Annotated in this window: 16 protein-coding genes; 6 read left to right on the top strand and 10 right to left on the bottom strand. The window is 71.3% G+C overall.

The genetic code is table 11. The features are described 5' to 3' along the window. Positions 1-8 precede the first annotated feature (8 nt). Positions 9-425 carry a RidA family protein gene (locus AB0I11_RS26325; protein ID WP_357325938.1) on the top strand — a complete coding sequence of 139 codons (417 nt, stop codon included), beginning with the start codon at positions 9-11 and terminating at the stop codon, positions 423-425. Between the two features lie 99 nt (positions 426-524). Here the strand turns inward: AB0I11_RS26325 and AB0I11_RS26320 are convergent, their stop codons facing one another. From AB0I11_RS26320 to AB0I11_RS26300, 5 genes are all read right to left on the bottom strand, one after another. Beyond that, positions 525-5,372: a tetratricopeptide repeat protein gene (locus AB0I11_RS26320; RefSeq protein ID WP_357326067.1), complete on the bottom strand. Its 4,848-nt coding sequence runs from the start codon at positions 5,370-5,372 to the stop codon at positions 525-527. Positions 5,373-5,396: 24 nt separating this feature from the next. Beyond that, positions 5,397-6,164, bottom strand: coding sequence for a toll/interleukin-1 receptor domain-containing protein (locus AB0I11_RS26315; protein ID WP_357325936.1), 768 nt, complete (start codon positions 6,162-6,164; stop codon positions 5,397-5,399). Between the two features lie 203 nt (positions 6,165-6,367). After that, positions 6,368-6,757 (bottom strand): hypothetical protein, encoded by a 390-nt coding sequence (locus tag AB0I11_RS26310; RefSeq protein ID WP_357325933.1) that lies wholly within the window; start codon positions 6,755-6,757, stop codon positions 6,368-6,370. Between the two features lie 147 nt (positions 6,758-6,904). Next, positions 6,905-8,722 (bottom strand): acyl-CoA dehydrogenase, encoded by a 1,818-nt coding sequence (locus tag AB0I11_RS26305; RefSeq protein WP_357325930.1) that lies wholly within the window; start codon positions 8,720-8,722, stop codon positions 6,905-6,907. A 23-nt stretch (positions 8,723-8,745) separates the two neighbouring features. Further along, positions 8,746-10,206: an ATP-binding protein gene (locus AB0I11_RS26300; RefSeq protein WP_357325927.1), complete on the bottom strand. Its 1,461-nt coding sequence runs from the start codon at positions 10,204-10,206 to the stop codon at positions 8,746-8,748. Positions 10,207-10,906: 700 nt separating this feature from the next. On the opposite strand from AB0I11_RS26300, the gene AB0I11_RS26295 reads away from it, so the two are divergent. Beyond that, the gene (locus tag AB0I11_RS26295) at positions 10,907-12,073 is read left to right on the top strand and encodes a D-alanyl-D-alanine carboxypeptidase (RefSeq protein ID WP_357325924.1); all 1,167 of its coding nucleotides are present in this window, start codon (positions 10,907-10,909) and stop codon (positions 12,071-12,073) included. A gap of 431 nt (positions 12,074-12,504) precedes the next feature. On the opposite strand, the gene AB0I11_RS26290 is transcribed toward AB0I11_RS26295, so the two are convergent. The 3 genes from AB0I11_RS26290 to AB0I11_RS26280 form a co-directional block, all read right to left on the bottom strand. Then, positions 12,505-13,686, bottom strand: a complete 1,182-nt coding sequence (locus tag AB0I11_RS26290) for an alanine--tRNA ligase-related protein (protein ID WP_357325921.1) — start codon at positions 13,684-13,686, stop codon at positions 12,505-12,507. 284 nt (positions 13,687-13,970) lie between these two features. Further along, a complete protein-coding gene (locus AB0I11_RS26285) occupies positions 13,971-15,110 on the bottom strand; it encodes an acyl-CoA desaturase (protein ID WP_357325918.1) in 1,140 nt (379 codons plus the stop codon). Between the two features lie 16 nt (positions 15,111-15,126). After that, positions 15,127-16,218, bottom strand: a complete 1,092-nt coding sequence (locus tag AB0I11_RS26280; protein WP_357325915.1) for a ferredoxin reductase — start codon at positions 16,216-16,218, stop codon at positions 15,127-15,129. A gap of 83 nt (positions 16,219-16,301) precedes the next feature. Here AB0I11_RS26280 and AB0I11_RS26275 point away from each other — a divergent pair, with 83 nt between their 5' ends. The 3 genes from AB0I11_RS26275 to AB0I11_RS26265 all read left to right on the top strand — a co-directional run bounded on the left by AB0I11_RS26275 (position 16,302) and on the right by AB0I11_RS26265 (position 20,772). Then, positions 16,302-17,528, top strand: coding sequence for a helix-turn-helix domain-containing protein (locus AB0I11_RS26275; RefSeq protein ID WP_357325912.1), 1,227 nt, complete (start codon positions 16,302-16,304; stop codon positions 17,526-17,528). 206 nt (positions 17,529-17,734) lie between these two features. Beyond that, complete coding sequence (locus AB0I11_RS26270) at positions 17,735-18,730, top strand: nitroreductase (RefSeq protein WP_357325909.1); 996 nt, start codon at positions 17,735-17,737, stop codon at positions 18,728-18,730. Between the two features lie 212 nt (positions 18,731-18,942). After that, positions 18,943-20,772 carry a glycoside hydrolase family 15 protein gene (locus tag AB0I11_RS26265; protein WP_357325907.1) on the top strand — a complete coding sequence of 610 codons (1,830 nt, stop codon included), beginning with the start codon at positions 18,943-18,945 and terminating at the stop codon, positions 20,770-20,772. 37 nt (positions 20,773-20,809) lie between these two features. Here the strand turns inward: AB0I11_RS26265 and AB0I11_RS26260 are convergent, their stop codons facing one another. After that, the gene (locus AB0I11_RS26260; RefSeq protein ID WP_357325904.1) at positions 20,810-21,835 is read right to left on the bottom strand and encodes an NAD-dependent epimerase/dehydratase family protein; all 1,026 of its coding nucleotides are present in this window, start codon (positions 21,833-21,835) and stop codon (positions 20,810-20,812) included. Then, positions 21,825-23,123: a hypothetical protein gene (locus AB0I11_RS26255; RefSeq protein ID WP_357325901.1), complete on the bottom strand. Its 1,299-nt coding sequence runs from the start codon at positions 23,121-23,123 to the stop codon at positions 21,825-21,827. The genes AB0I11_RS26260 and AB0I11_RS26255 overlap by 11 nt, the downstream gene beginning before the upstream one ends. A 336-nt stretch (positions 23,124-23,459) precedes the next feature. Between AB0I11_RS26255 and AB0I11_RS26250 the strand changes: the two genes are divergently transcribed. Next, a complete protein-coding gene (locus tag AB0I11_RS26250) occupies positions 23,460-23,816 on the top strand; it encodes an MmcQ/YjbR family DNA-binding protein (RefSeq protein ID WP_357325898.1) in 357 nt (118 codons plus the stop codon). Positions 23,817-24,013: the final 197 nt, after the last annotated feature.

Genomic DNA, 24,013 nt, shown 5'->3' with positions numbered 1-24,013 from the left:
TTCCTGCGATGCTCTACCCCGTGACGAGTTTCCGCCGCCTGGTGACATCGGGATCACCGCTGGAGCCCGAGATCGGCTTCTCCCGCGCCGTACGGGTAGGGCCGTACGTCTCGGTGGCCGGCACCGCGCCGATCGCGGACGACGGGACCACAACCGCTCCCGGAGACGTCTACGCCCAGTCCGTACGCTGCCTGGACATCGCCGAACACGCGCTGCGCGAGGCCGGTGCGACGCTGGCCGACGTCATCAGAACCAGGGTCATGCTCGTGGACATCGGCCGCTGGCGCGAGGCGGCGCGGGCGCACGGCGAACGCTTCGCCGAGGTGCGACCCGCGTGCACCTTCGTCGAGGTGTCGCGTTTCATCGATCCAGCGTGGTTGGTGGAATTCGAGGTCGACGCCGTCGTACGGGACGAGCGCCGGTAGCGGTGACCGCTCGCCGCGCGGCGTTGCGACGAAGCGCGGGATGCGGCCCGTGGAGGTGCGCAGTTCGGCGTGGCCCGCCGTTCGCCGGTCGATCGGACCTCACTGCGGTGCCGGGTGGTCCGGCCGCGGTAATGACGTCAGCCGCTCCTGGCAGATCGACAGGTCCCGCTGCCACTCGGTGTTGCTCGGGTCCGTCGCCGCCAACCGCTCCGCGATCTCCAGAGCCGCCCGGTAGTGCCCCCGCGCCGCCTCCGGCTCCCCCGCCGCCTGCGCCACGTCGCCCAACTTGTTACGGCTGATCGACAGGTCCCGCTGCCACTCGGTGTTGCTGGGATCCGTCGCCGCCAACCGCTCCGCGATCTCCAGAGCCACCCGGTAATGCCCCCGCGCCACCTCCAGATCTCCCGCCATCCCGGCCACGTCGCCCAACCTGTTACGGCTGACCGACAGGTCCCGCTGCCAGTCGGTGTTGCTCGGGTCCGTCGCCGCCAACCGCTCCGCGATCTCCAGAGCCGCCTGGTAGTGCCCCCGCGCCACCTCCGGTTCCCCCGCGGCCTCCGCCGCATCGCCCAACTTGTTACGGCTGATCGACAGGTCCCGCTGCCACTCCGTGTTGCTGGGATCCGCCGCCGCCAACCGCTCGGCGATCTCCAGACCGGCCTGGTGGTGCATGCGTGCCGCCGCCGGGTCCCCGGCCGCTCTCGCCACATCGCCCAACTTGTCGCGGCTGACCGACAGGTCCCGCTGCCACTCCGTGTTGCTGGGATCCGCCGCCGCCAACCGCTGGCGAATCTCCAGAGCCGCCTGGTAATGCGCCCGAGCCAGCTCCAGGTTCCCGGCGGCCACGGCCACATCGCCCAGTTTGTTACGGCTGATCGACAGGTCCCGCTGCCATCTGGTGTTGCTCGGGTCGGCCGCCGCCAACCGCTCCGCGATCTCCAGAGCCGCCTGGTAATGCCCCCGCGCCGCCTCCAGTTCTCCCGCCATCCCGGCCACATCGCCCAACCTGTTACGGCTGACCGACAGGTCCCGCTGCCACTCGCGGTTACTCGGGTCCGCCGCCGCCAACCGCTCCGCGATCTCCAGGCCAGCCTCGTAATGGCCTCGCGCGGCCGCCAGATCCCCCGCCGCTCGCGCCATGTCCCCCAACTTGTCGCGGCTGACCGACAGGTCCCGCTGCCACTCGGTGTTGCGCGGATCCGCCGCCGCCAACCGCTGCCGGATCTCCAGAGCGGCCCGGTAGTGCGCCCGAGCCAGCTCCAGGTTCCCGGCGGCCACGGCCACGTCGCCCAGTTTGTTGCGACTGATCGACAGGTCCCGCTGCCACTCGCGGTTGCTCGGATCCGCCGCCGCCAACCGCTCCGCGATCTCCAGACCGGCCTGGTGATGCGCCCGGGCCGCGCCCAGATCCCCGGCCGCCACCGCCGCATCGCCCAACTTGGTACGGCTGACCGACAGGTCCCGCTGCCAGCCGGTGTGGGTCGGATCCGCCGCCGCCAACCGCTCCGCGATCTCCAGAGCCGCCCGGTAGTGCCCCCGCGCCGCCTCCGGCTCCCCCGCCGCCTGCGCCACGTCGCCCAACTTGTTACGGCTGACCGACAGATCCCGCTGCCAGCCGGTGTTGCTCGGATCCGCCGCCGTCAGCCGCTGCCGAATCTCCAGGGCGGCCTGGTAGTGCCCGTGCGCCGCCCCCAGGTCCCCGACCGCCACGGCCACGTCCCCCAGTTTGTTGCGGCTGATCGACAGGTCCCGCTGCCACTCGGTGTTGCTGGGATCCGCCGCCGCCAACCGCTCCGCGATCTCCAGACCAGCTTGGTAGTGTCCCCGAGCCGCACCGAGGTCCCCGGCCGCTCGCGCCATGTCCCCCAACTTGTCACGGCTGATCGACAGGTCCCGCTGCCACTCGGCGTTGCTGGGATCCGCCGCCGCCAACCGCTCCGCGATCTCCAGACCGGCCTCGTAATGCCCTCGCGCCGCGCCAAGGTCATCGGCCGCTCGCGCCATGTCCCCCAACTTGTTGAGGCCGACCGACAGGTCCCGCCGCCACCCAGTGTTGCTCGGATCCGCCGCCGCCAACCGCTGCCGGATCTCCAGAGCCGCCTGGTAATGCCCGCGGGCCAGCCCCAGATCCCCGGCCACCATCGCCACGTCGCCCAGCTTCTCGCGGCTGATCGACAGGTCGCGCCGCCACTCGGTGTTGCTCGGATCCGCCGCCGCCAACCGCTGCCGGATCTCCAGAGCCGCCTGGTAATGCCCGCGGGCCAGCTCCAGATCCCCGGCCGCCACCGCCACGTCCCCCAACTTGTTGCGGTTGACGGAGAGCCCGCGCTGCCAGCCGATATCGTCCGGGTCCGCGGCAACCAGCAGCTCGGCGATCGTCAACGCGGCCTGGTAGTGCGCCCGCGCGGCCGGCAGGTCCCCGGCGGCCAACGCCACATTGCCGAGGCGGCCGTGAATGAGTCCCGGCCGGTGCCGCCACCAGCGGCTGTTGTCCCGACCCTGGTTCCATTCCTCGGCGTAGGTCAACGCCTTCTCGTAGTGAGCTGACGCTTCGGTCAGGTTGCCGGCCGCGGTGGCGGTATCGCCGAGGTCGACCAACAGGAGCGAAAACGCCTCCTGCCACTCCGGGCTCGACGGCTGCTCGTCAACTCCGCGCTGGACCACCCGGCGCATTCGTTCCAGCAGGTCACGGGCGGTCGTGAGGTTACCGCTGTCGCGAACCGCCTCGAACTCCAATTTCACCACCCTGCACCAGCTCGGTTCCGATTCGGGAATGAGCGGGCGAACTTCGGCCAGATAAGCACCGACCGCCAACCTGCCGGGCATCATGCGGTTGGCCATCTCGGCTATCGCCGCGACCTCTTCGTAGCGGCCCAGGGCGGCGAGGTGGCGCGGCACTTCCAGCAGATCCGCGTAGTCCGCCTTCCCTTGCTCGAATCGCCGCGTTCGCATTGCCAGAGCCCTCTCCTGGAGATCAGGCTGTACGCGCCCGAACTGCTGAACGAGAATCTCAGCGGTGAACGGGTGGATCAGAATTTCCGGGCCGGGGGTGAGCAGGGCAAGATCGGTGAGGCGCTCGACGGTATGCGTCAGCTCCGGCCGGCTCGCCGGCTCGGCGCCCACCGGGCTCATCACGAACGCAAGATCGTCCATATCGATGGGGGCGCGTGCGACGGAGAGTTGCAGGAGTACCGCCCGCTGGTCGTCGGTGAGCAGCCCGAGCAACTCGTCCAGCAGGATGTCGGCGCTGCCGAGGAGCAGGGCGGCGTTGACCGCCTGGTCCAAGGGGCGCGGCCGGCGTAGGTCGACCCCCTCCTGGCGGGCCAGCTCGCGCAGCTTGCGCTGCACGCTTCGCATCTGGGCGGGTTTGCCGCGGACCAGGGCGTCGATGTATTCGATGAGACGGGGGTGCCCGCCGATGACCCTGAGCAACAGCCGGACCTCGTCCGGCGGCAGGCTGCGCAGCGCGGGCAGGCGCAGGAGCAGGCGGCGCAGTTCCGCCGGCGACAGCGGTGGCACCGGGATACGGACGAGGTAGCGGTCATCGTCCGGCAACGGGTAGCGGCAGGTGACGAGGATGGCCCCCACCTCAGCCCCGTCACACCAGTCGGTGAACAGGTCGTCGAAGGCTGGGTCGATGAATGCCGCACCTCCGGGGGTGAGGTTCTGTTCGAAATCGTCGAAGACCAGCAGCAGCGGCACATGGCCGAGCAGCTGCCGGACAAGATCGGCCTTGACGGTGTCCTCGATGGCATCGGACCGCAACAGTTGTGCGGCCCCGGCCAGGGCGGGTACGTCCTGGACGGCCTGAGCGACCGAGGCCAGCAGGGCGGTCGGGTTCCACCGGCCCTCGTGGACGGCGACGAGAGCACCGTCACCACGCAGGCGAGCCGTCACTCGGCCGGCGATCGCGGTCTTGCCGATTCCGCCCGCTCCGATGATCTGCACGCCGGCGATCGTGCCGTTCGTCTCCCTCGCCTCGGCGGCACGACGTAGCGCGGCGGTGGCCTCCCGCAACTGGCGTCGCCGTCCGATCAGCTGCCCGACCGAGAGTTCACGTACCGACGTGCCGGTGGGCATGATCCGGATACCGCGCAGGGGCGTTGCGGGCAGGTCGAGGTCGACCAGCGCCGGGTCGTCCGCGGCGGAGAGGATCGTCGGCACCGCGAACTCGGGTAGCCGGGGCGGATCGTCCCGGAACTGCCGCTCAGCGCGTCGGCGGGCGCGGGCCAGCGCGGCGGCCACGGGCTGCGTGGGCCGGGTGGCGAGTTCCTGGTAGAGCTGGGCCAGCAGTGCGGTCGCGTAGGCGTCGCTGATCGGGGCCTGCATGGCCATCACCCGATCGGCGCCGGCGCGTACCAGCCCGGCCGCCATCGCGTCCGCGCTGCCCGCCGCTCCCGAGCAGGACGAGAGGACGATCAGCGGCACCGCCTTGCCGGCATCCCGCAGCGCCTCGATGAGCTGCCGGGTGCCCACCTGGGCCGGGCGACCGTCCTCGTCCTCCAGTTCCACGGACTGCGGTGAGCCGTGCGCGGACAGGTGCAGTACGTGGTAGTCGTCCTTGGCCAACGCCTCGCTGATCTGCCGCAACGAGGCGACTTCGAGGATCTGCACCTCGCCACCGTGCTCCGCGGTGGGATCGCTGACCGCGTCCAGCACGGCCTGCATCTCCGCCTCGACATCCAGGGGCGCGTTCGTGCTCCCGTCCTCGTCCGGCGCGGCCACCGCCGCCAGCACCTTGAACGGGCGACCGAGCCGGTGCCTCGGCGGCTTGGGGGCGGGTGCCACCTGGCGCCGCACGGAAACCCCCGCGATGAGGCCAAGTGGCCCGAGGTCCTCGGCATCTGTGCCGGCAAGCCGCAGCAACTCGATGGGCAGCATCAGTGCGCCGTCCGCCGCGCTCAGCACCACCTCGACCCAGTCGCCCGGTCGTAACCGGCTGACCAGGTCCGCGACCAGGCGCTGCCCGTCCTAGTCGAATACCGCCTGGGCCAGCGACTGGCCGACGGCGTACATCCGCTGGGCGGCCACCTGCGGTCCCGCCTGCAGACCCTGCCAGACCTGCCAGACCTCCGAGGAGATGCGGCTCTGCCGGGTGCAGACCGGCGAGCCGGCCAACGACACTGTGCAGGACAGCACGTCGTCGGCCAGGCTGGCCTCGACAAGAAGCTGGGATCGCAGCGGCGACGGCACCGCCGCGCCGTGGTCCGTGCTCTCGGCTCGCGAGGCGGTGCGCGGCCGCGGCGGCAGGGGTCGCACCGTGCCCAGGGGCGGATCGCTGTCCAACGGCTGATTCGTGAGCAGCCGCAGCAGTTCCTCAACGCCGGATGGGCTCAGCGTGGCGATCCGGTACGTCGTGCCACCCATCGGGTGCAGCCAGTCCGGCAGATCGGTCTCCTCGCCACCGGGAAGGAGGACCGGAACTATCTTCCGGGTGCCTTCTTCCACGTCGGCGTAGAGCAGTTCCTGAAGTTGTCGCGCCTCCCAGCGCACTCCGCGTCCGACCGGCCCCGTGGTCCGCCCCTCCGCACGCTCCCGGTACGTCAGGGTGCCGACCACGATGACGAGGCGGGCGAGGCGGATCTGCTCCGACATCCACTGCGGCCAGAACTGGCGCTGGCTCGCCGCCGCCACATCCAGCCGCGCGTCGACGCCCTCGGCGCGCAGCAGCGTCCACAACCGGCGGACGTCCTCCTCGTGCGCCGGGTCGCCGTGCGCGTACGAGATCAGGACGCGCACCGGTGGCGCCACATCCTCCTGGTCTCGGATATCGTCGGCCGTCCGGTCTTCGGGAGCCGCCACTATGGCCTCCAGCGAGGGGCGTACCACACAATCCGTCAGGGCTACGGCGTCTGGGTGAATGCCCAGAGGTACCACGGCGGAACGACCGCCCCGGCGCTGCGTCGGAAATCCGACCGAGCGGAGCCGAGGCCGGAGCGCCGCTACCTGCTCAGCAGGAAGCCACCGACACCCAGGGCGGCGAGGAGAGAGGCGCCGTAGAGCAGGACAACCGCCGGGCTGCGAAAAGCAGCCGCGACATCGCGCAGGGCGATCCGCTCGATGGTCAGCGTCCACGGTGGGACTCCGCCCGCCACGGCCCGGTTGTAGAGGGTTCGATAGGCGCGCTCCAGCGCCAGGTAGTAGCTGTCCAGCATGGCGAAGGCCGCGATGACGTAACCCGCGATCAACACGGCGACCGGGGTGGTGGTCGTGACGCCGAAACCGAGCACCGCGGCGGTGACGGTCACGCACCAACCCTTGACGGTGGTGGACTGCGTGGCCAGCCGGCTGACGACGGCCTGGATCATCTGCAGGTGCGCCTCGGTCGACATCCCGCCATTATTCTCTGCCTGCCACCTCTGTCGAGCGCCCGACCTCTGCCGCTGCGGCGGACGTGACGTCTCCCGCCCGGCATCTCGACGACGGTGCAGACCGGCTGCGCGACGGGAGTCCACCGCCGTCGCCGGTCAGCGGCGCGGTCAGAACCAGTCCTCCCGGGTGTCCAGCGTGGTCCGGTCCAGGCTGTCCAGCAGGTCGAACTGCACCACCGTCTTCGGCAGCTCGTACCGGAAGAAGTACCGCGCCGCCTGCCGCTTGCCCGCCAGGAACTCCCCTTCCGCGCCCTCCGGCGAGCCCAGCGCCTCCACCGCGAGCACCTGCTCCAGCCACATCCACGCGATCACCACATGCCCGACCGCCTCCAGGTAGAGGCTGGCGTTGGCCAGGGTCAGCTCGGGGTCGCCGGTGCCGTGCAGCCGGCGGGTCACCAGGGCGATCCGGTCCACGGCCGTACCGAGCGGCGCGGCCAGCTCGGCGGCGAAACCCTCGGCCTTCCAGGCCCGGGTCACCGTGGCCCGGATCGTCTCCAGCAGCAGTTCCAGGCCGGCCCCGCCGCGCATGGTGACCTTGCGGCCGAGCAGGTCGAGGGCCTGGATGCCGTGCGTCCCCTCGTGGATCGGGTTGAGCCGGTTGTCCCGCCAGTGCTGCTCGACGTCGTAGTCGCGGGTGTAGCCGTAGCCGCCGTGTACCTGGATGGCCAGGTCGTTGGCGGCCAGGCACCACTGCGACGGCCAGCTCTTGGCGACCGGGGTGAGCAGGTCCAGCAGCAGGCGGGCGCGGGTCCGGTCGGCCTCGGCGGGCGCGGTCTTCTCCTCGTCGAGCAGCCGTCCGCAGTAGAGGATCAACGCGAGCGCGCCCTCCACGTAGCTCTTCTGGGCCAGCAGCATCCGGCGTACGTCGGGGTGCGCGATGATCGGCACCTGCGGCGCGGTGGGGTCCTTGTCGGCGACCGGCCGGCCCTGCGGGCGCTGCCGGGCGTAGCCGAGGGACTTCAGGTAGCCGGTGTAGCCGAGGGCGGTGGCGCCGGCCCCCACCCCGATGCGCGCCTCGTTCATCATGTGGAACATCTGCGCGAGCCCCTGGTGCGGCTCGCCGACCAGGTAGCCGACCGCCCCGGCCCGCCCGTACGGCCGGTGCACGCCCTCGCCGAAGTTGAGCAGGGTGTTGGTGGTGCCGCGGTAGCCCAGCTTGTGGTTGAGGCCGATCAGCACCACGTCGTTGCGCGGTCCGAGCCTGCCGTCCTCGTCGAGCAGCACCTTCGGCACGATGAACAGCGAGATGCCCTTCACCCCGGGCGGCCCGCCGGGGATCCGGGCCAGCACCAGGTGCACGATGTTCTGGGCCAGCTCATGGTCCCCGCCGGAGATCCACATCTTGGTGCCGGCAAGCCGGTAGGTGCCGTCGTCCTGCGGGGTGGCCCGGGTGGTGATGTCGGCCAGCGAGCTGCCGGCCTGCGGCTCGGACAGGCACATGGTGCCGAAGAACCGGCCCTCGACCATCGGCCGGACCCAGGTGTCGATCTGCTCGGCGCTGCCGTGGGTGAGCAGCAGGTTGGCGTTGCCCCGGGTGAGGAGCGGGTACGCGGCGGTGCCCACGTTGGCGGCGTGGAACCAGGCGAAGCAGGCTTCGGCCACGGCGTGCGGCAACTGCATCCCGCCGACCGCCTCGTCCATGGTGGCCGACAGCAGACCGGTCTGGGCGAACACGTCCAGGGCCGCCTTGACCTGCGGGATGATCCGCACCCGGCCACCGTCGACGGTGGGTTCGGTGGCGTCGGCGGCCTTGTTGTGGGTGGCGAAGTGCTCGGCAGCGACCTGGGCGGAGAGGTCCAGCACGGCGTCGAAGGTGTCCCGCGAGTGCTCGGCGTAGCGGGGCCGGTCGGTCAGCCGGGTCACGTCGAGCCAGTCGTAGAGCAGGAACGCCAGATCACGACGGGACAGCAGGGTGGACGACGACACGGTGCTCCTTCCGTGGGCCGTCGTCAGCCGCGGCGCAGCCCCGCGACGGCCTCCCGCAGCTCATCCTGGCTGATCGGCGCGGCCGGCGCACCCACCGTCGCCTCCCGCATCGCCTTGGCGAGTTGCACCCGGCGCAGCACCTCGCGCAGGTCGGCGCCGGTGAGCCCGGCGGTCTCCGCGGCCAGCGCCACCGGGTCGACGTCGGCGGCGAACATCCGGAATCCGGAGCGCTCGTGCCGGTCGATCAGCTCGCGGATCATCTTGGCGATGATCTCGGCACGGCCGGCCTCGTCCGGCGCCGGGATGGCGATCTTGAGGTCGAAGCGCCCGGAACGGATCAGCGAGGCGTCCACCCGCTGCGGGAAGTTGGTGGTGGCCACCACGATCACGTTCGGGTTCTCCTCGAACAGGGTGTTCATCTCCTGCTTGAAGATGCCGGCGACCGCGTTGACCGCCTGGCTGGCGGCGTCCCCACCGGCCCCCGCGTAGCTGATGATGCTGTCGAACTCGTCGAAGAGCATCACGGTGGGCCGCCGGTAGCGGCGCGCCTCCCGGAAGATCCGCTTGATGTTGCGTTCCGAGCCGCCGAGGTACTTGTCCAGGATCTCCGGGGTGCGGATCTCCACGAAGTCCGCGCCGACCTCGTTGGCGAGGGCCCGGGCCAGCATGGTCTTGCCGGTGCCGGGCGGCCCGTACAGCAGGATGCCCTGCGGGCGGCGGGCGCCCCAGCGGGCCATCACCTGCGGGTGCCGGAACGACACCGCGACCTCGCGGAACCGGGCCACCACGTCGGCCAGGCCGCCGACCTGGTCGAGGGTCACCGCCGCGCTGCTGGCCGGCGCCGCGGCGGCCACGCTCCCGCCCACGGTGTACGACCGGCCGCGCAGCACCGCCGGCTCGGGTCCGTCACCGGCCAGCTCGCGTACGGTCTGCAGCACCACCCCGAGCATGGCGTGCAGGTGTGCGGGGGTCACCTCGGCGCTGGGCACGGCGGCGCGTACGGTCAGCGCGCCACCGTCCTGGCTGACCTTCGGGCGCAGTCCCAGCTTCTCGGCGGTGCGCAGCACCTCCTGGCCGGCCCGGTCGCGGGGCGGCTCGGCGAGCGCGGTGTCGGTGGGGCGCAGCCCCAACCGCCGGCCGGCCTCCGCGGCCATCCGGCCGACGCCGGCGGCCAGCCCGTCCCCGGTACGCGCGGCCAGCCGCTGGGCGAGCAGCAGCCCCACCGGCCCGGCCAGCCCCAGCGCGAGCAGCCCGACCGTCGAGCCCGGCCCGTCGACCCGCAGGTACGCCTCGAAGCGGTGCAGCCCGTCGGCGGCGCGCACGGTGCTGCGCACCTCGCGGACCGGGGCGGGGAAGTCGGTGCCGCCGAGCAGCTCGACCGGGCCGGCCTCGGCGGCGCTGAGCAGCACGGCGGCATCCACGACGGTGACCCGGGCGCCGACCAGCGTGATCGTCTCCTGGTCCGGCCTGACCTCGTAGCCCATGCGTCCACGTCCCTCGGTGCGGCGGTCCCCGCTGCCGAGTCTGACACCGGCCCACCCCGGCTGCCACCGCACCGCGCCCCCGGCCGGGCCCGCCGCTCACTCCCCCGGCTGGACGGCGATCCGGCCGGCGACCACGGCCGGCGCTCGGTTGCTAGGTTCTACCTGGCATTTCGGGGACGGGGAGAAGGGCGCGGGCATGCCGCAGGCGAGATGGCCGGCCGACGGCGAGGGGCCGGACCGGCCGACGACCGACGGCATCGACCGGCGGGAGGCCGCCGCAGCGCCGCGACCGTCCGGCGCCGTCTACGGCCGCCGCGTGGACGGCCCGCCGGAGCCGAACGCGGGCGGCCCGGCCAGCCCCGGCGGCCAGGTGTACGGCCGACCGGTCGGGCCGCCACCACCCGCGGCACCGCACCCGCAGCCCCGACCGGCAGGTCGGGCAACGCCGGACCCGAGCGCCGGCGCAGGTCGGGCAACGCCGGACCCGAGCGCCGGAGCAGGTCGGGCAACGCCGGTCCCGACGGCCGGCGCAGGTCGGGCAACGCCGGCCGGGGCAGGTCGCCCCGGCGCCGGCCGGGCCGGTATTCCGCCCGTCGACGGCACCGCCCCCGGCGGACCACCGTTCGCCGCCGGTGCGCCCGGCCCGGCTGCCCAGCCCGCGAAGCGGCGTCGGCGGGTACTCCCCCTCGTCCTGATCCTCGTGCTGGCCGCGCTGCTCGGCTCGGGTGTCGCCGTACAACTCACCCGGGACCTTCCCACCGCCACCGTCACCACCTCGATCGCCGCCACCCTGCGCGTGCCGGGCCGAGCGCCGGCCCTGCCCTGGCCGAAGAGCGGCTCCGCGGAGCTGATGGTCGAGGGCCTGGGCCGGCTCGGCGGGTCGGGGGGCGGCCCGGCCCAGCCGATCGGCAGCGTGGCCAAGGTGATGACCGCGTACGTCATCCTCAAGGAGCACCCGCTCAGCGGGGATGAGCAGGGCCCGACCCTGACTGTGACGGCCGCGGACGTGGCCGACTACCGGGCGCGGATTCCCAGCGGGCAGTCGCTGGTGCCGGTCGTGGCCGGGGAACGGCTCACCGAGCGGGACGCGCTGGAAGCCCTGATGCTCCCGTCGGCGAACAACATCGCCCACCAGCTGGCGGTCTGGGACGCCGGCAGCGAGGCCGCCTTCGTCGACAAGATGAACGCCGCCGCCGAGGAACTGGGCCTCACCGACACCCGTTACACGGACCCGAGCGGCTTCCTGCCGAGCACCGTCAGCACGGCGGCCGACCAGGTCGCCCTCGCCCGGGCCGCGCTCGCGATGCCGGTCTTCGCCGCCATCGTCGAGCTGCCCGAGGCCACCATCCCGGTCGCCGGACGGATCCGCAACTACAACGACCTGCTCGGCGTCGAGGGCGTCTTCGGCATCAAGACCGGCTCGACGGACGAGGCGGGTGGCAACCTCGTCTTCGCCGCCCGGCTCAAGGTCGGCGCCCGTACGCTGATCGTGGTCGGCGCGGTGTTCAACCAGCCCGGCACCGACACTCCCGAGCAACTCGCCGCGGTCAACACGGTGGTCCGCCGGCTGCTCGTGGCGGTGCGCCGCACGGTCAAGGAGTACACCCTGCTCGCCGCGGGTCCGGCCGGTGAGGTGCGGACCGCGTGGGGCGCCACCGCCCCGGTGGGCCCGGCGGAGGCGCTGAAGGTGATCGGCTGGCCCGGACTGGCGGTGCCGGTACGGGTCTCGACCGCCGCTCCGGGTGCCGAGGTCACCGCCGGCCAGGGCGTCGGCTCGGTCGAGGCGGCGGGCCGGAGCGTCGAGCTGCGCGCCGCCGCCACCACCGCGGACCCGTCCCTGTGGTGGCGCCTGACCCGCCGCCCGTAGCGCTCACCGCGCCCGCCGCCGCGACCCTGACGCCCCGGACGAGGGGCCGGCCGTAACCGCCGCCCCCGACCCTCGCCTTCCCCGCTACCGACCCACCCGACACCACGACGTGCCGCAAATCGCCGCAACCGGCACCGCCGACACCACGACCTACCGCATCTCGGGACCACCGGCACCGCCGACACCACGACCTGCCGCATGTCGCGGCCACCCACCCAGGGACACCACGATCTGCCGCATGTCGCGGCTACCCACCCAGGGGAGAGCACGACCTGCCGCATGTCGGGGCCAGCCTCCCAGGGGAGAGCACGACCTGCCGCATGTCGGGGCCACCCACCCAGTGAGAGGCACGACCAGCCGCGGTCGGGGCAGCCGCCCGCCGACCAGCGGCGGGGGGTTGGCGCGGGCCGGTGGGGCGGGGCGGGTCGCCGCTACGGCTCGACGGTGGCCACGTCCAGCAGGCCGTCGACCAGGTCCCGGGGCAGGCCGTGGGTGTCGTGCAGCCAGTGGTAGTCCCGCTCGGTCAGCGGTCCGCGCGCCCGGACCCGGTCGACCAGCGGGCGGCCCCGCTCCAGCAGTCCCCGGAACCGGCGCTCCTCGTCCGCGACGACCGCGCGCAGCCGCGCGACGTCGGGCTGCTGCCGGAACCACCGGCCGGTGTCCCGGAACGGGTCGTCGGGCAGCTCGGCGAGGCTGCGCGACGGGTCGTCGCGCCACAGCGTGGTGAGCGCCCGGCGCAGCAGCCGGCGCAGCACGTAGCCGCGGCCGGTGTTGCCGGGGCGTACCCCGTCGGCGAGCACGACCACCGCGGAGCGCAGGTGGTCGACGACGACGCGCAGCTCCGTCTCACCCAGCGACCAGCGGTCGCGGACCGCCGCCACCCACGGGCGCAGCCGCTCGCCCTGGTAGACGTCCCGGCCGCCGGTGAGCACCAGCTCGAGGCGTTCCAGGCCCATTCCGGTGTCGATGCTGGACAGCGGCAGCGGGGTGAGCCGGCCGTCCTCGTGCCGGTGGTGGCGCAGCTGGACGTGGTTCCAGATCTCCATCCACCGTCCGTCGGTGCCGGGGGTGCCGGCCGGCGGCCCGTCCCCGGTCCACAGGAAGATCTCCGAGTCGGGCCCGCATGGGCCCGTCGGTCCGTTCGACCACCAGTTTTCCGCGTCGTTCGCCTCGACCGGTACGCCCAGCTCGGTCCAGGTCCGCCACGCGGTCTCGTCCGGGCCGAGCTGGTCGTTGCCGCCGAAGACGGTGGCGTGCAGCCGGCCGGGGTCGATGCCGAAGCCCGCGGTGAGCAGCTGGTGACCCCAGCGGAGGCTGGTCGCGATGTCGTAGTCGCCCAGCGACCAGGAGCCGAGCATGTCGAAGACGGTCAGGTGGATACGGTCGCCCACCTCGTCCAGGTCGGTGGTGCGCAGGCAGCGCTGCACGTTGACCAGGCGTCGGCCACCGGGATGGGGGCGGCCCAGCAGGTACGGGGTGAGCGGGTGCATGCCGGAGGTGGTGAAGAGCACCGGATCACCGGGCGGCGGGATCAGCGAACTCTCCGGCGCGTCCCGATGGTCGAGCCGGTGGTAGTGGTCGAGGAAGGTGCGGACGATCTCGTCGGGTGTCATGGCGTGGGCCTTCCGGGTTCGGCGCGACCGGAAGGGTCCGCCGGGCCGGCGGTGGCCTGGACAGCACGACGCCGGCGGACCGTTTCCGGTCGCCGGCGGGAAAAGAGCAGGTCAGGCGGCGGCAACCGGCGAGCGGGAAGCTCGCGCGGCCGCGGCGGTGCTGCGACGCCTGGTGTGCATGGGTCGAGGCTAGCGCGGCGGGGCGGCGCCGCCCACCGCTTTTCCCGCGCGGTCCTGGGCAGCCGCGGCGAGCGGGACCGCCCAGGACCGTCGTGGCGGCGGGGTCAGGCGCCGGCAGAGGCCAGCGGCGCCGGGGCCAGCGACTGGCTCTCCTTGCGGCGCCGGTTCGGCAGGGACAGCCGGATCACCTTCCACCAGGCGGACGCGACCTGCTTGGGCAGCGGGCCGGTGGTGTACTTCAGCCCGTACCGGTCGAACAGCGCCCGGACCTGCGGGGCGATCTCCTGGTAGCGGTTGCTGGGCAGGTCGGGGAAGAGGTGGTGCTCGATCTGGTACGACAGGTTGCCGGTCATGATGTGCAGCAGCCGGCTGCCGCTGATGTTGGCCGAGCCGAGCATCTGCCGCAGGTACCACTCGCCCTTGGTCTCGCCCTCGATGGAGTTCTTCGCGAAGGTCTCCACCCCGTTCGGGAAGTGCCCGCACATGATCACCGAGTGGCTCCACAGGTTGCGGATCAGGTTCGCGGTGAAGGTGGCGGCCAGCGTGGTGAGGAAGCCCGGACCGGACAGCAGCGGGTGCACCACGTAGTCCTTGAGTACCTGGCGCCGGATCTTGCGGCCGACCGCCTTCGCCCGGGCCCGGAACGCCGGGTCCTTGTGCCCACCGTTCTTGAGGTTGTCCCTCAACTCCAGGTCGTACGCGGCGATGCCGTACTCGAAGAAGCAGGCGTTGATCAGGTTGTACAGCGGCTGACCGAGGTAGGCCGCCTTCCACGGCTGGTCCTCGTCGACCCGCATGATGCCGTACCCGAGGTCGTTGTCCTTGCCGACCACGTTGGTGTACCGGTGGTGCAGCTCGTTGTGCGACTGCTTCCACTGCTCGGCCGGCGAGACGTGGTCCCACTCCCAGCTGGTCGAGTGGATCTTCGGGTCGCGCATCCAGTCCCACTGCCCGTGCAGGACGTTGTGCCCGATCTCCATGTTGTCGAGGATCTTGGCGACGGTAAGCCCGGCCGTGCCGACGATCCAGGCCGGCGGGAAGAGCGAGAACAGCAGCACCACCCGGCTGCTCAACTCCAGGGTCCGCTGGGTCTTGATCACCTTGCGGATGTAGCGGGCATCCCGCTCGCCCCGGTCGGCGATCACCCGGTCCCGGATCGCGTCCAGCTCCTTGCCGATGATCTCGATGTCCTCGGCGCTCAGGTGGGCGATCGGGTTGTCGGCCTTGTTCTGGATCACGGTCACGTCGGGTGGCCTCCTGTCAGAGTTCGATGTCGCAGGTACCGGCGGCCGCCGACACGCAGGTCTGGACGAGCACGCCGTCGCCGGGGACGGCGGTGGTGAGGTCACCGTTGCGCAGGTCGCGGACGGCTCCCTGGCGCAGCGGGACCACACAGCCGAAGCAGATCCCCATCCGGCAGCCGGACGGCATCAGCACCCCGGCGTTCTCGCCGGCGTCGAGGATCGGGGTGGCGCCGTCCGCCTCGACGGTCACGCCGCTGCCGGTGAACGTCACGGTGCCGCCCTCCCCCGGCGAGATCACGGTGGGCCGGAACCGCTCGGTGTGCAGCCGGTCGGCGAGCCCGTTCGCCGACCAGTACCCCTCGACCGCGTCGAGCATGCCGACCGGTCCGCAGGCCCAGGCCTCCCGGTCGAGGTGGTCCGGCACCAGCGCGGCCAACTCGTCCACGCCGAGGACGCCCTCGACGTCGGTGTGCCGCTCGACCAGCCGCAGCCCGCCCGACTCGGCCAGCGCCCGCAGCTCGGCGCCGAAGATGACGTCGTCGCGGGTGGGCGCGGAGTGCACCAGCACCACGTCGGCGCGGTCCGCCAGGCCGGCCCGGAGCATCGCCATGACCGGGGTGATCCCGCTGCCCGCGGTCAGGAAGAGCACCCGCTCGGGGGCCGCCGCGGGCAGCGTGAAGTCGCCCTGCGCCTGGTCGAGCTGGACGATCGTGCCGGGGCGTACCCGGCGGACCAGGTGGTTGCTGACCTTGCCGTCCGGGATGGCCTTGACGGTGACGGTGATCCGGCCGTCCCGGCTGGCCGGCACCGAGGTCAGCGAGTACGCCCGCCACTGCCGCACCCCGTCGACGTCCACGCCCAGGCGGACGTACTGTCCGGGCAGGTGGCCCCGCCAGCCCCGGCCGGGCTGGATCACCACGGTGGCCGCGTCCCGGGTCTCTGGGCGCACGGCCACGATCCGGCCGCGCAGCGCGGCGCCGGAACGCAGCGGCGCGACGAGATCGAGGTAGTCCTCTGGCAGCAACGGGGTGGTCACCGTCTCGGCCAGCCGCAACAGCCTGGTCCGGAAGGAGGCCTTCTGGGGGCGGCGCGGGACAGTTGTGGTCATATGACCAGCGTGACCGCGTGATCGCATAACATCTTGACCGGCAAAGGTGAAACAGTCGTAGGTTTTTGTTCGGGGAGAACAAGATGTCGGACGAGCCCGGGATGCCCCACCGCGCCGCCCGCCTCGAACTGGACGAGCAGGTGGCCGGCCTGCTGCGGGGCCGGCTGCCGCTGGTGGCCGAGCGGACGGTCACCGCGATCACCGCCGAGGTGCCCGACTACTCCGGCGCGCTCACCGGCACCATGCGGGAGAAGATCGAGAACGCCGTCCGCATCGCCCTCGGCACGTTCCTCCAGCTCATCGAGGGCGCCCAGCCCACCGACCCGAGCACCCCGCTGACCCCCGCGCTGGAGGCCGCGTACTCGCTGGGCAGCGGGGAGGCGCGCTCCGGCCGGAGCATGGACGCGCTGCTGGCCGCGTACCGGGTCGGGGCTCGGGTGGCCTGGCGGGAGGTCTCCACCACCACGGTACGCAGCGGGCTGTCCGCCGGGACGGTGGCCGAGTTCGCCGAGCTGATGTTCGCGTACATCGACGAGCTCTCCGCGGCCAGCGTGGCCGGGCACGCCGACGAGCTGGCCAGCGCCGGGCGGGTGCGGCGCCGCTACCTGGAGCGACTCACCCAGCAGCTGCTGGCCGGGGAGCCGGAGGAGATCCTGCGCCGGGGCGCCGAGCGGGCCGACTGGCCGCAGCCGCAGACGCTCACCGTGGTGCTGCTGCCCCGGCGGAACCTGCGCGCCGTGCTCGCCCTGCTCAGCCCGCACACCCTGGAGAGCGGCGAGGACCTGCCCGGGATGGACCCGGCCGAGGAGCTGGCCGTACTGCTGGTGCCGGACATGCACGGCGGCCGGCGCCGCCAGCTCGCCCGGCTGCTGCACGGGCACCGGGCGGTGCTCGGGCCGGCGCGCCCCTGGCACCGGGTCGCCGCCTCCTACCAGCGGGCCACCCGGGTACTGGCCCTCGGCCTGGGCCAGCCGGACGACGCGCCGGTCGACACCGAGGAACACCTCGCCGAGCTGCTGCTCAGCCTGGACCCGGAGGCGCTCGCCGACCTGCGGGCCCAGGCGCTGCGCCCGCTGGCCGCGCTTCCCCCGGCCACCGCGCACCGGCTGGCCGAGACGCTGCGGTCCTGGCTGCTGCACCAGGGCCGCCGCGACGACGTGGCCGCGGAGCTGTTCGTGCACCCGCAGACCGTCCGCTACCGGATGGGCAAGCTGCGCGAGCTCTACGGCGACCGGCTGCACGAACCCGCGACGGTGCTCGCCCTCACCCTGGCCCTCGCGATGCCGCCGGCCCCGCCCTCCGCCGACTGAGCGCGGGCCGCCCGCCCGCCGAGTGGGCGCGGACCGCCCGCCCCGCCGAGTGGGCGCGGACCGCCCGCCCCGCCGAGTGGGCGCGGACCGCCCGCCCCGCCGAGTGGGCGCGGGCCGCCCGGCCCGCCGCCGCGGGCCCTCCGGCCCTGTCCCCCCGTCCCGCCGCCGGGGCAGGGTCGAAGGGGACGAGCAACGAGGAGGCCACCATGAGCCGGCCATCGACCTGGACCGAGCAGACCCCCGTGGTACGGGTGCTGGAGGCCGCGGCCCGGCAGGCCCGGCACGCGCCGTCGGTGTTCAACACCCAGCCCTGGCGCTGGCGGATCACCTCCGACGCCCTCGAGCTGCGCGCCGACCCCGACCGGCGGCTGGCCACCATCGACCCGGACGGCCGGCTGCTCACCCTGAGCTGCGGCGCCGCGCTGCACCACGCCCGGGTGATGCTGGCCGCGGCCGGCTGGGCGGTGACCGTCACCCGGCTGCCCGACCCGGCCGACCCGGCGCTGCTGGCCCGGCTGCGCGTCACCGGCCCGGCCGACCTGGACCTCACCGCCGGCCGGCTGGTCGAGGCCATCACCCGCCGGCACACCGACCGCCGGGCCTACTCGGACCGGCCGGTGCCGGCGGCGCTGCTGTCCCGGCTGCGCGCCGCGGTCGGGGCCGAGGAGTCCTACCTGCACCTTGTCCGGGACGACCAGATGCCGATGCTCGCCGTGACCACCGCCCGGGCCGCCGACGCCGAGCTGGCCGATCCGGCGTACCGGGCGGAGCTGCGCCGGTGGACCGACCGGCCGGCCGAGTACGGCGACGGTGTGCCCAGCGCCACCGCCGTGCGGCCCGCACCCCGCCGGGTGCCGGTACGCGACCACGTGCCGGGCGGTACGGCCGGGCTGAGCGCCGGCGACGGCTTCGATCGGGGCGCCGCGTACCTGATCCTCTTCGGCGAGCGCGACGATCCGGCGGCCTGGCTGCGCGGCGGCGAGGCGCTGTCCGCGCTGCTGCTCACCGCCACCGCCGACGGGCTGGCCACCGCGCCGATCAGCGACGCCATCGAGCTGGCCTGGCCCCGCCAGGTGCTGCGCGACCTGCTCGCCGGGGTCGGTACGCCCTACCTGGTGATCCGGGTCGGCTGGGCGCCCGACGGCGAGCCGCCGGCCACCCCCCGACGGGCCCCGGACGAGGTGATCGAGGTCGACGCCTGACCCGTCCCTGGCGGCGGGGCGGCCGGTGTCGTCGAGCGCGACGCGCGGCGCGCCGGGCGGCGGTGCCGTCGAGCGCGATGCGTGCCGCGCCCCGCCGGCCGGCACCGTCGCGCCGGGATACCCCCGACGGGTGATCGTCCCCGCTCCGCCGTCCCGCGCCCGCCCCGCCCGTCTACCGTCCGAACGGAAACAGGTGACGTGGGGAGGGCGGCGTGGACGACTATCCCGCCATCGAGGACCACGGGCTCATCGGTGACCTCCAGACGGCTGCCCTCGTCACGTGCGACGGCACCATCGACTGGTTCTGCGCACCGCGCTTCGACTCCCCCAGCATCTTCGCGGCGCTGCTGGACCGGGTCCGGGGCGGCTACTTCCGGATCTCCCCCGACGGCGTGCGCTACGTGACCAAACAGCTCTACCAGCCCGACACGCCGATCCTGATCACCCGCTTCATCAGCGCGGACGGGGTCGCCGAGATCATCGACTGGATGCCGATCGCCGGGGACCGCCCCACCGACCAGCATCGCCTGGTCCGGCTGGTCCGGATGATCCGCGGCAGCATGCCCTTCAAGCTGGAGTGCCGGCCGCGGTTCAACTACGGCCGAGAGCACCACGAGCTGGAGGTGCACCCCGAGGGGTACGTCTTCCGCAGCCCGTCGCTGAGCCTGACGCTCAACCCGGTCCGCCCGGTGCCGAAGCTGTTCCGGGAGCGCGACGTCGAGAACGGTCAGGACCTGGTCGGTCGGGTCACCCTCGAGGAGGGCGAGACCGGCGGCGTCGTGCTGGAGACCGCCTCCGTCCGGGGTCCCCGGATCATGGCGGCCGAAGAGGTCGAGGCGATGTTCGAGCGGACCCTCGACTTCTGGCGCCGCTGGCTGGACCGCTCCACCTACGGCGGACGCTGGCGGGAGATGGTGGAACGGTCCGCGATCACCCTCAAGCTCATGACGTACGCCCCGACCGGCGCGATGATCGCCGCGCCGACCGCCTCGCTGCCCGAGCAGATCGGCGGCACCCGCAACTGGGACTACCGCTACACCTGGATCCGGGACACCTCCTTCTCGGTGCACGCGCTGCTCGGCCTCGGCTTCACCGAGGAGGCCAGCCGGTACGTGGACTGGCTGGACGAGCGCATCCGCGAGGCGGGCGACAGCGCCGCCCCGCTGAAGATCATGTACCGGGTGGACGGCTCCTCCGACCTGCACGAGGAGGTGCTCGAACACTTCGAGGGCTACCGCGGCTCCGGCCCGGTGCGGATCGGCAACGGCGCGGCCGACCAACTGCAACTCGACATCCACGGCGAGGCCCTCTACGCCATGCACCTCGCCGACCAGCAGGGCATCCGGCCCTCGCACCAGGTCTGGCGCAGCACGGTCCGGCTCGTCGACTGGCTCTGCCGCAACTGGGACCAGCCCGACGCGGGCATCTGGGAGAGCCGCCACCATCCCCGCGACTACACGTACGGCCGGATGATGTCCTGGGTCGCCTTCGACCGGGCGATCCGCCTCGCCGCCCGGCACGGCCGGCCGGCCGACGTCTACCGCTGGGCCGAGCAGCGCGACACCGTCTACAACCAGATCATGGAGCGCGGCTACCACCCGATCCGCCGTTCCTTCGTGCAGAGCTACGGGGAGAGCGTCCTCGACGCGGCGCTGCTCATCATGCCGGCGGTCAACTTCATCACCCCCACCGACCCGCTCTGGCGGTCGACGCTGCGCGCCATCGAGGAGGAGCTGGTCTCGGACAGCCTGGTGCACCGGTACGACCCGGCCGCCGCGCCCGACGGGCTGCCCGGCGACGAGGGCACCTTCAACATGTGCACGTTCTGGTACGTCTCGGCGCTCGCCGGCGCCGGCCGGCTCGACGACGCCCGGCTCACCTTCGAGAAGATGTTCACCTTCAGCAGCAACCTGCGGTTGTACGCGGAGGAGATCGCCCTCACCGGTGAGCAGATCGGCAACTTCCCGCAGGCGTTCAGCCACCTGGCGCTCATCACCACGGCGCTGCACCTCAACGAGATGCTCGACAACCAGCGCCGCTGAGCGGTACCGGGCGGACGCCGGGGCACCGAGGCTCGCGTCACCGCTGGCGGTGCGCGGAAGAGATGCCGGGACTGAAGGTTGAACTCGACTCGATCAGGTCGAGATTCTCCCGAAACCAACTGACCGTCCGCGCGAGTCCAGCTTCGATGTCCGTCGCGGCATGGAAACCGAGTACGCGTCGTGACAATGTGGGATCAGCGGCCATCCTCCGCTTATCCCACGACCGCTGCGGGATGAGACGCACACCGCCCGTATTTCCGACGGCCGCGTTCACCGCATTGGCCAAATCAATGATGCGCGTCTCTCGACCGGATCCTAGATTGAACGCCTGACCGACCGCTTCATCGACTGAGCCGGCGAGAAGCAGCCCACGAGCCAGGTCGTCAACATACACGAAATCGCGACTAGAACTGCCATCACCATTGACGGGCAATGCCTCACCCTTCATTGCCCAGTATATAAAGTTTGGAATGACATTCCGATACTGGCCCGGCACGTCGCCAGGGCCGTAATTGCTGAAGAGGCGAAGCCGGACGCATGGGAGCGAATACTCGTGGGAGAAGTAGTTGCAATACAGCTCGCCGAGCAACTTGGTGGCCTGATACGGCGTGGTGGGCGAGATTGACACTCGATCTTCGGAGAGGGGTGGCTCCGCATTTACCCCGTAGACCGAGCAGCTCGATGACGCGAAGACGAATCGCTCAATCCTGGCAAGGCGGGAGTATTGCAGAACCTTGAGCGTGCCAAGGCCATTGACTTCCAGATCCCTGCGGGGATAGTCGACAGAATTCTGATTCGCAAAGAGAGCCGCCAGGTGAAAGACCACCGACGGACCCTCGGAGAAGACGCGATGAAGGTCCTCGTCGGACACTACAGAACCCGGAACGAACAGTACATTCCGACGGTCCGGTATCCGCCATAAGAATGATGCGCTGAGGTCGTCCAGGACAATGACCCTCGCGGCTCCCAGGTCACTCAGCTGCCTCGCGAGGACCGATCCTATTGCGCCAGCGCCGCCAGTTACGAGCACGATACGGCCCCGGTAGAAGTCCTCAATCCCCATCAGCGATCCCGTCCACCACCGGACTTGCCGACTGCAGCAGTTGAGTTGCGTGTCTTCTGGCAAGGACAAGGCAGGCGCGGGCACACGCACCGAGCGGCTCCCTCGCCAGCACCAGCTCAATACCGTCGGGAAACGGAAGACCCGACCATCCGTCCGCCGTAGGGACCATGCCCTCCGAGCCAGTATCGATGAATCCTGGCCTGAAGACGTCTTCGAAGTCCTGTTTCGAGACGACAAACGCCGTCATGAACTCGGCAACGTGAGTCAGCGGATCCAGCCCGAAACCCAGCAGCGCCAACTGGGCAACCCCGCGCTGAATCATGTTGTCGATCTCTCGGAATGGCGACTCCGCGTCGTAGTCCACAAGGCGCGGTCCTGGTTGCTGGTGCGTGTCCAGACCCAACAGCTCTTCCCCAAACTCGCGTTCTATGTTCCGAATCAGGGAAAGATCACCCTGAGCTGCGGCAGGGTGAACGGAGTTCGGCTGCAACATGCCGCCCGGCACCACCCCAGTCAAGCCCTCGGACATCGCCAGGTTCTGACTCCTCTTGAGGATATAGAACGTTGCGGAACCTGGGACTCCCGGATCGTGCACGATGGTCACCGTACTCACGGCGGCATAGTGCGGGAAGTTTCCTAGTTCCGTGGGAGCGCCGATCGCTCGCCGCACGACCAGCTCTGAGGTCTTCACCTCGACTCCGCCCGGTACCACGCGGGCAGCCGTCGCGAATTCAAGCGCCAATGCCTTATTTGCGTCTATGAAGCCGAAGTACGAGCCGAGTGCAAACTCGAACGTGAGACTGTGGCCAACCTTGTTCGCCGCCGCAAGAAAATAGGTGGGGTTGTCGAAGAGCAACTTATGACGTTCCGCCGCCTCGGCCTGCATTGTGGCGCTCAACGAATTGCCGCTCGTCCGCAGCCTGGGCAGAATGTGATCAAAGGCAGGCCCGCGAGGCGGCGTAGCCTGGACATATCTGAGCGCGATGCGTGACGACTCGAGGGGCACCGGAGCAGTCGGGATCCACTCCGGCAGCGCAATCAAGCCGAGCTCCCTCGAAGAGGCAGCGGCACTCAACGCCCCGGAGCGCGTCAATTGCTTAGCGTGGAACTCAAGGGCGGCATCTGTCAGATCTAAATAGTGCTCTCGTGACAGCGCCATGGCGGTTCGGTACCTCGCGAGTCTCGCGAGGTCGGAATCGGACGCCTGCAACTGTCGAAGCGCGATCCACACCCCGGCCGCGGCCAGTGCTGCACTCAGGATCGCCAGGGTCAGTTCGGTCGAACCCACCGCCCAACTACCCCCAGTCGCCCTAGTTTGATGATCTGGGTCGCTGAAGGTCGTGGACCCGAGCCCTATGGGTTCGTAGGGTGGCAACCTCCTAGCCGTCCACAATACTTCGTCTGTGCAACCGCATCACGTGCGCGCAAGGCGCAAATCAGCTGCAACTTCGCGCCTCGGCAACCCGTTTCCTCGTTCGGTACCGCGGTACGCAAGGACCCGTGATCGTCGGCCCATTTGTCTTGAGCCGTTTCATCGTGATCATGCTGGTCGCGGCGGGGTGCGGGTGGCCGGAGACCGATGAGGGCGAAGCTCCAGGTCAGCACGTGGGCGTATGGTGCATGCGTGACTACCACCGACGACATCCGGCGTTGGGCCACGGCATTGCCTGAGGTCGAAGAGACCAGCCACTTCCGGTTCCACGTCCCCGTCTGGAAAGTTCGGGACCGGACCTTCCTCGGCATGGGGAAAGGCGAGACAACGGCCGTGTTCTGCGTCAGCGAGCAGGAGGCGAACGACGCGGCGGCGGCCGACCCCGCCACCTACGAGGCTGTCCGACGTCAGGACGTGAGGAAAAGTTTCCTCGGACTGCAGGTTCAGCTCGGTAATGTCTCCGAGGACCGCATCAGGAGCCTGGTCGAGAAGGCATGGCGTCACCAGGCGCCGAAGCGCCTGATCGCCGAGCGCGACGGAGGCCGCTGATCCTTGAGCCGTTTCTCATCGTGATCGTGCAGGTCACGGTGGGTGCCGTGAGCCCGGCCGCCAAGCCCTGCTCCCCCTCGCTCATCTGCGCAACGGCGACGCCTAGACGAGTTGTTCCGAATTCCGGTCAGTGGTCGTAGGCGATCAGTGACCGGGTGACGGGTGCGCCGGTTTCGTTGTTGTGCCAGATCGCGGCG

Source organism: Micromonospora sp. NPDC050495, assembly GCF_040655175.1.
In the GTDB taxonomy this organism is placed as follows: Bacteria; Actinomycetota; Actinomycetes; order Mycobacteriales; family Micromonosporaceae; genus Micromonospora.
Note: the sequence above shows the minus strand (reverse complement) of the source record. Positions and strands in the feature narration are given on the sequence as shown.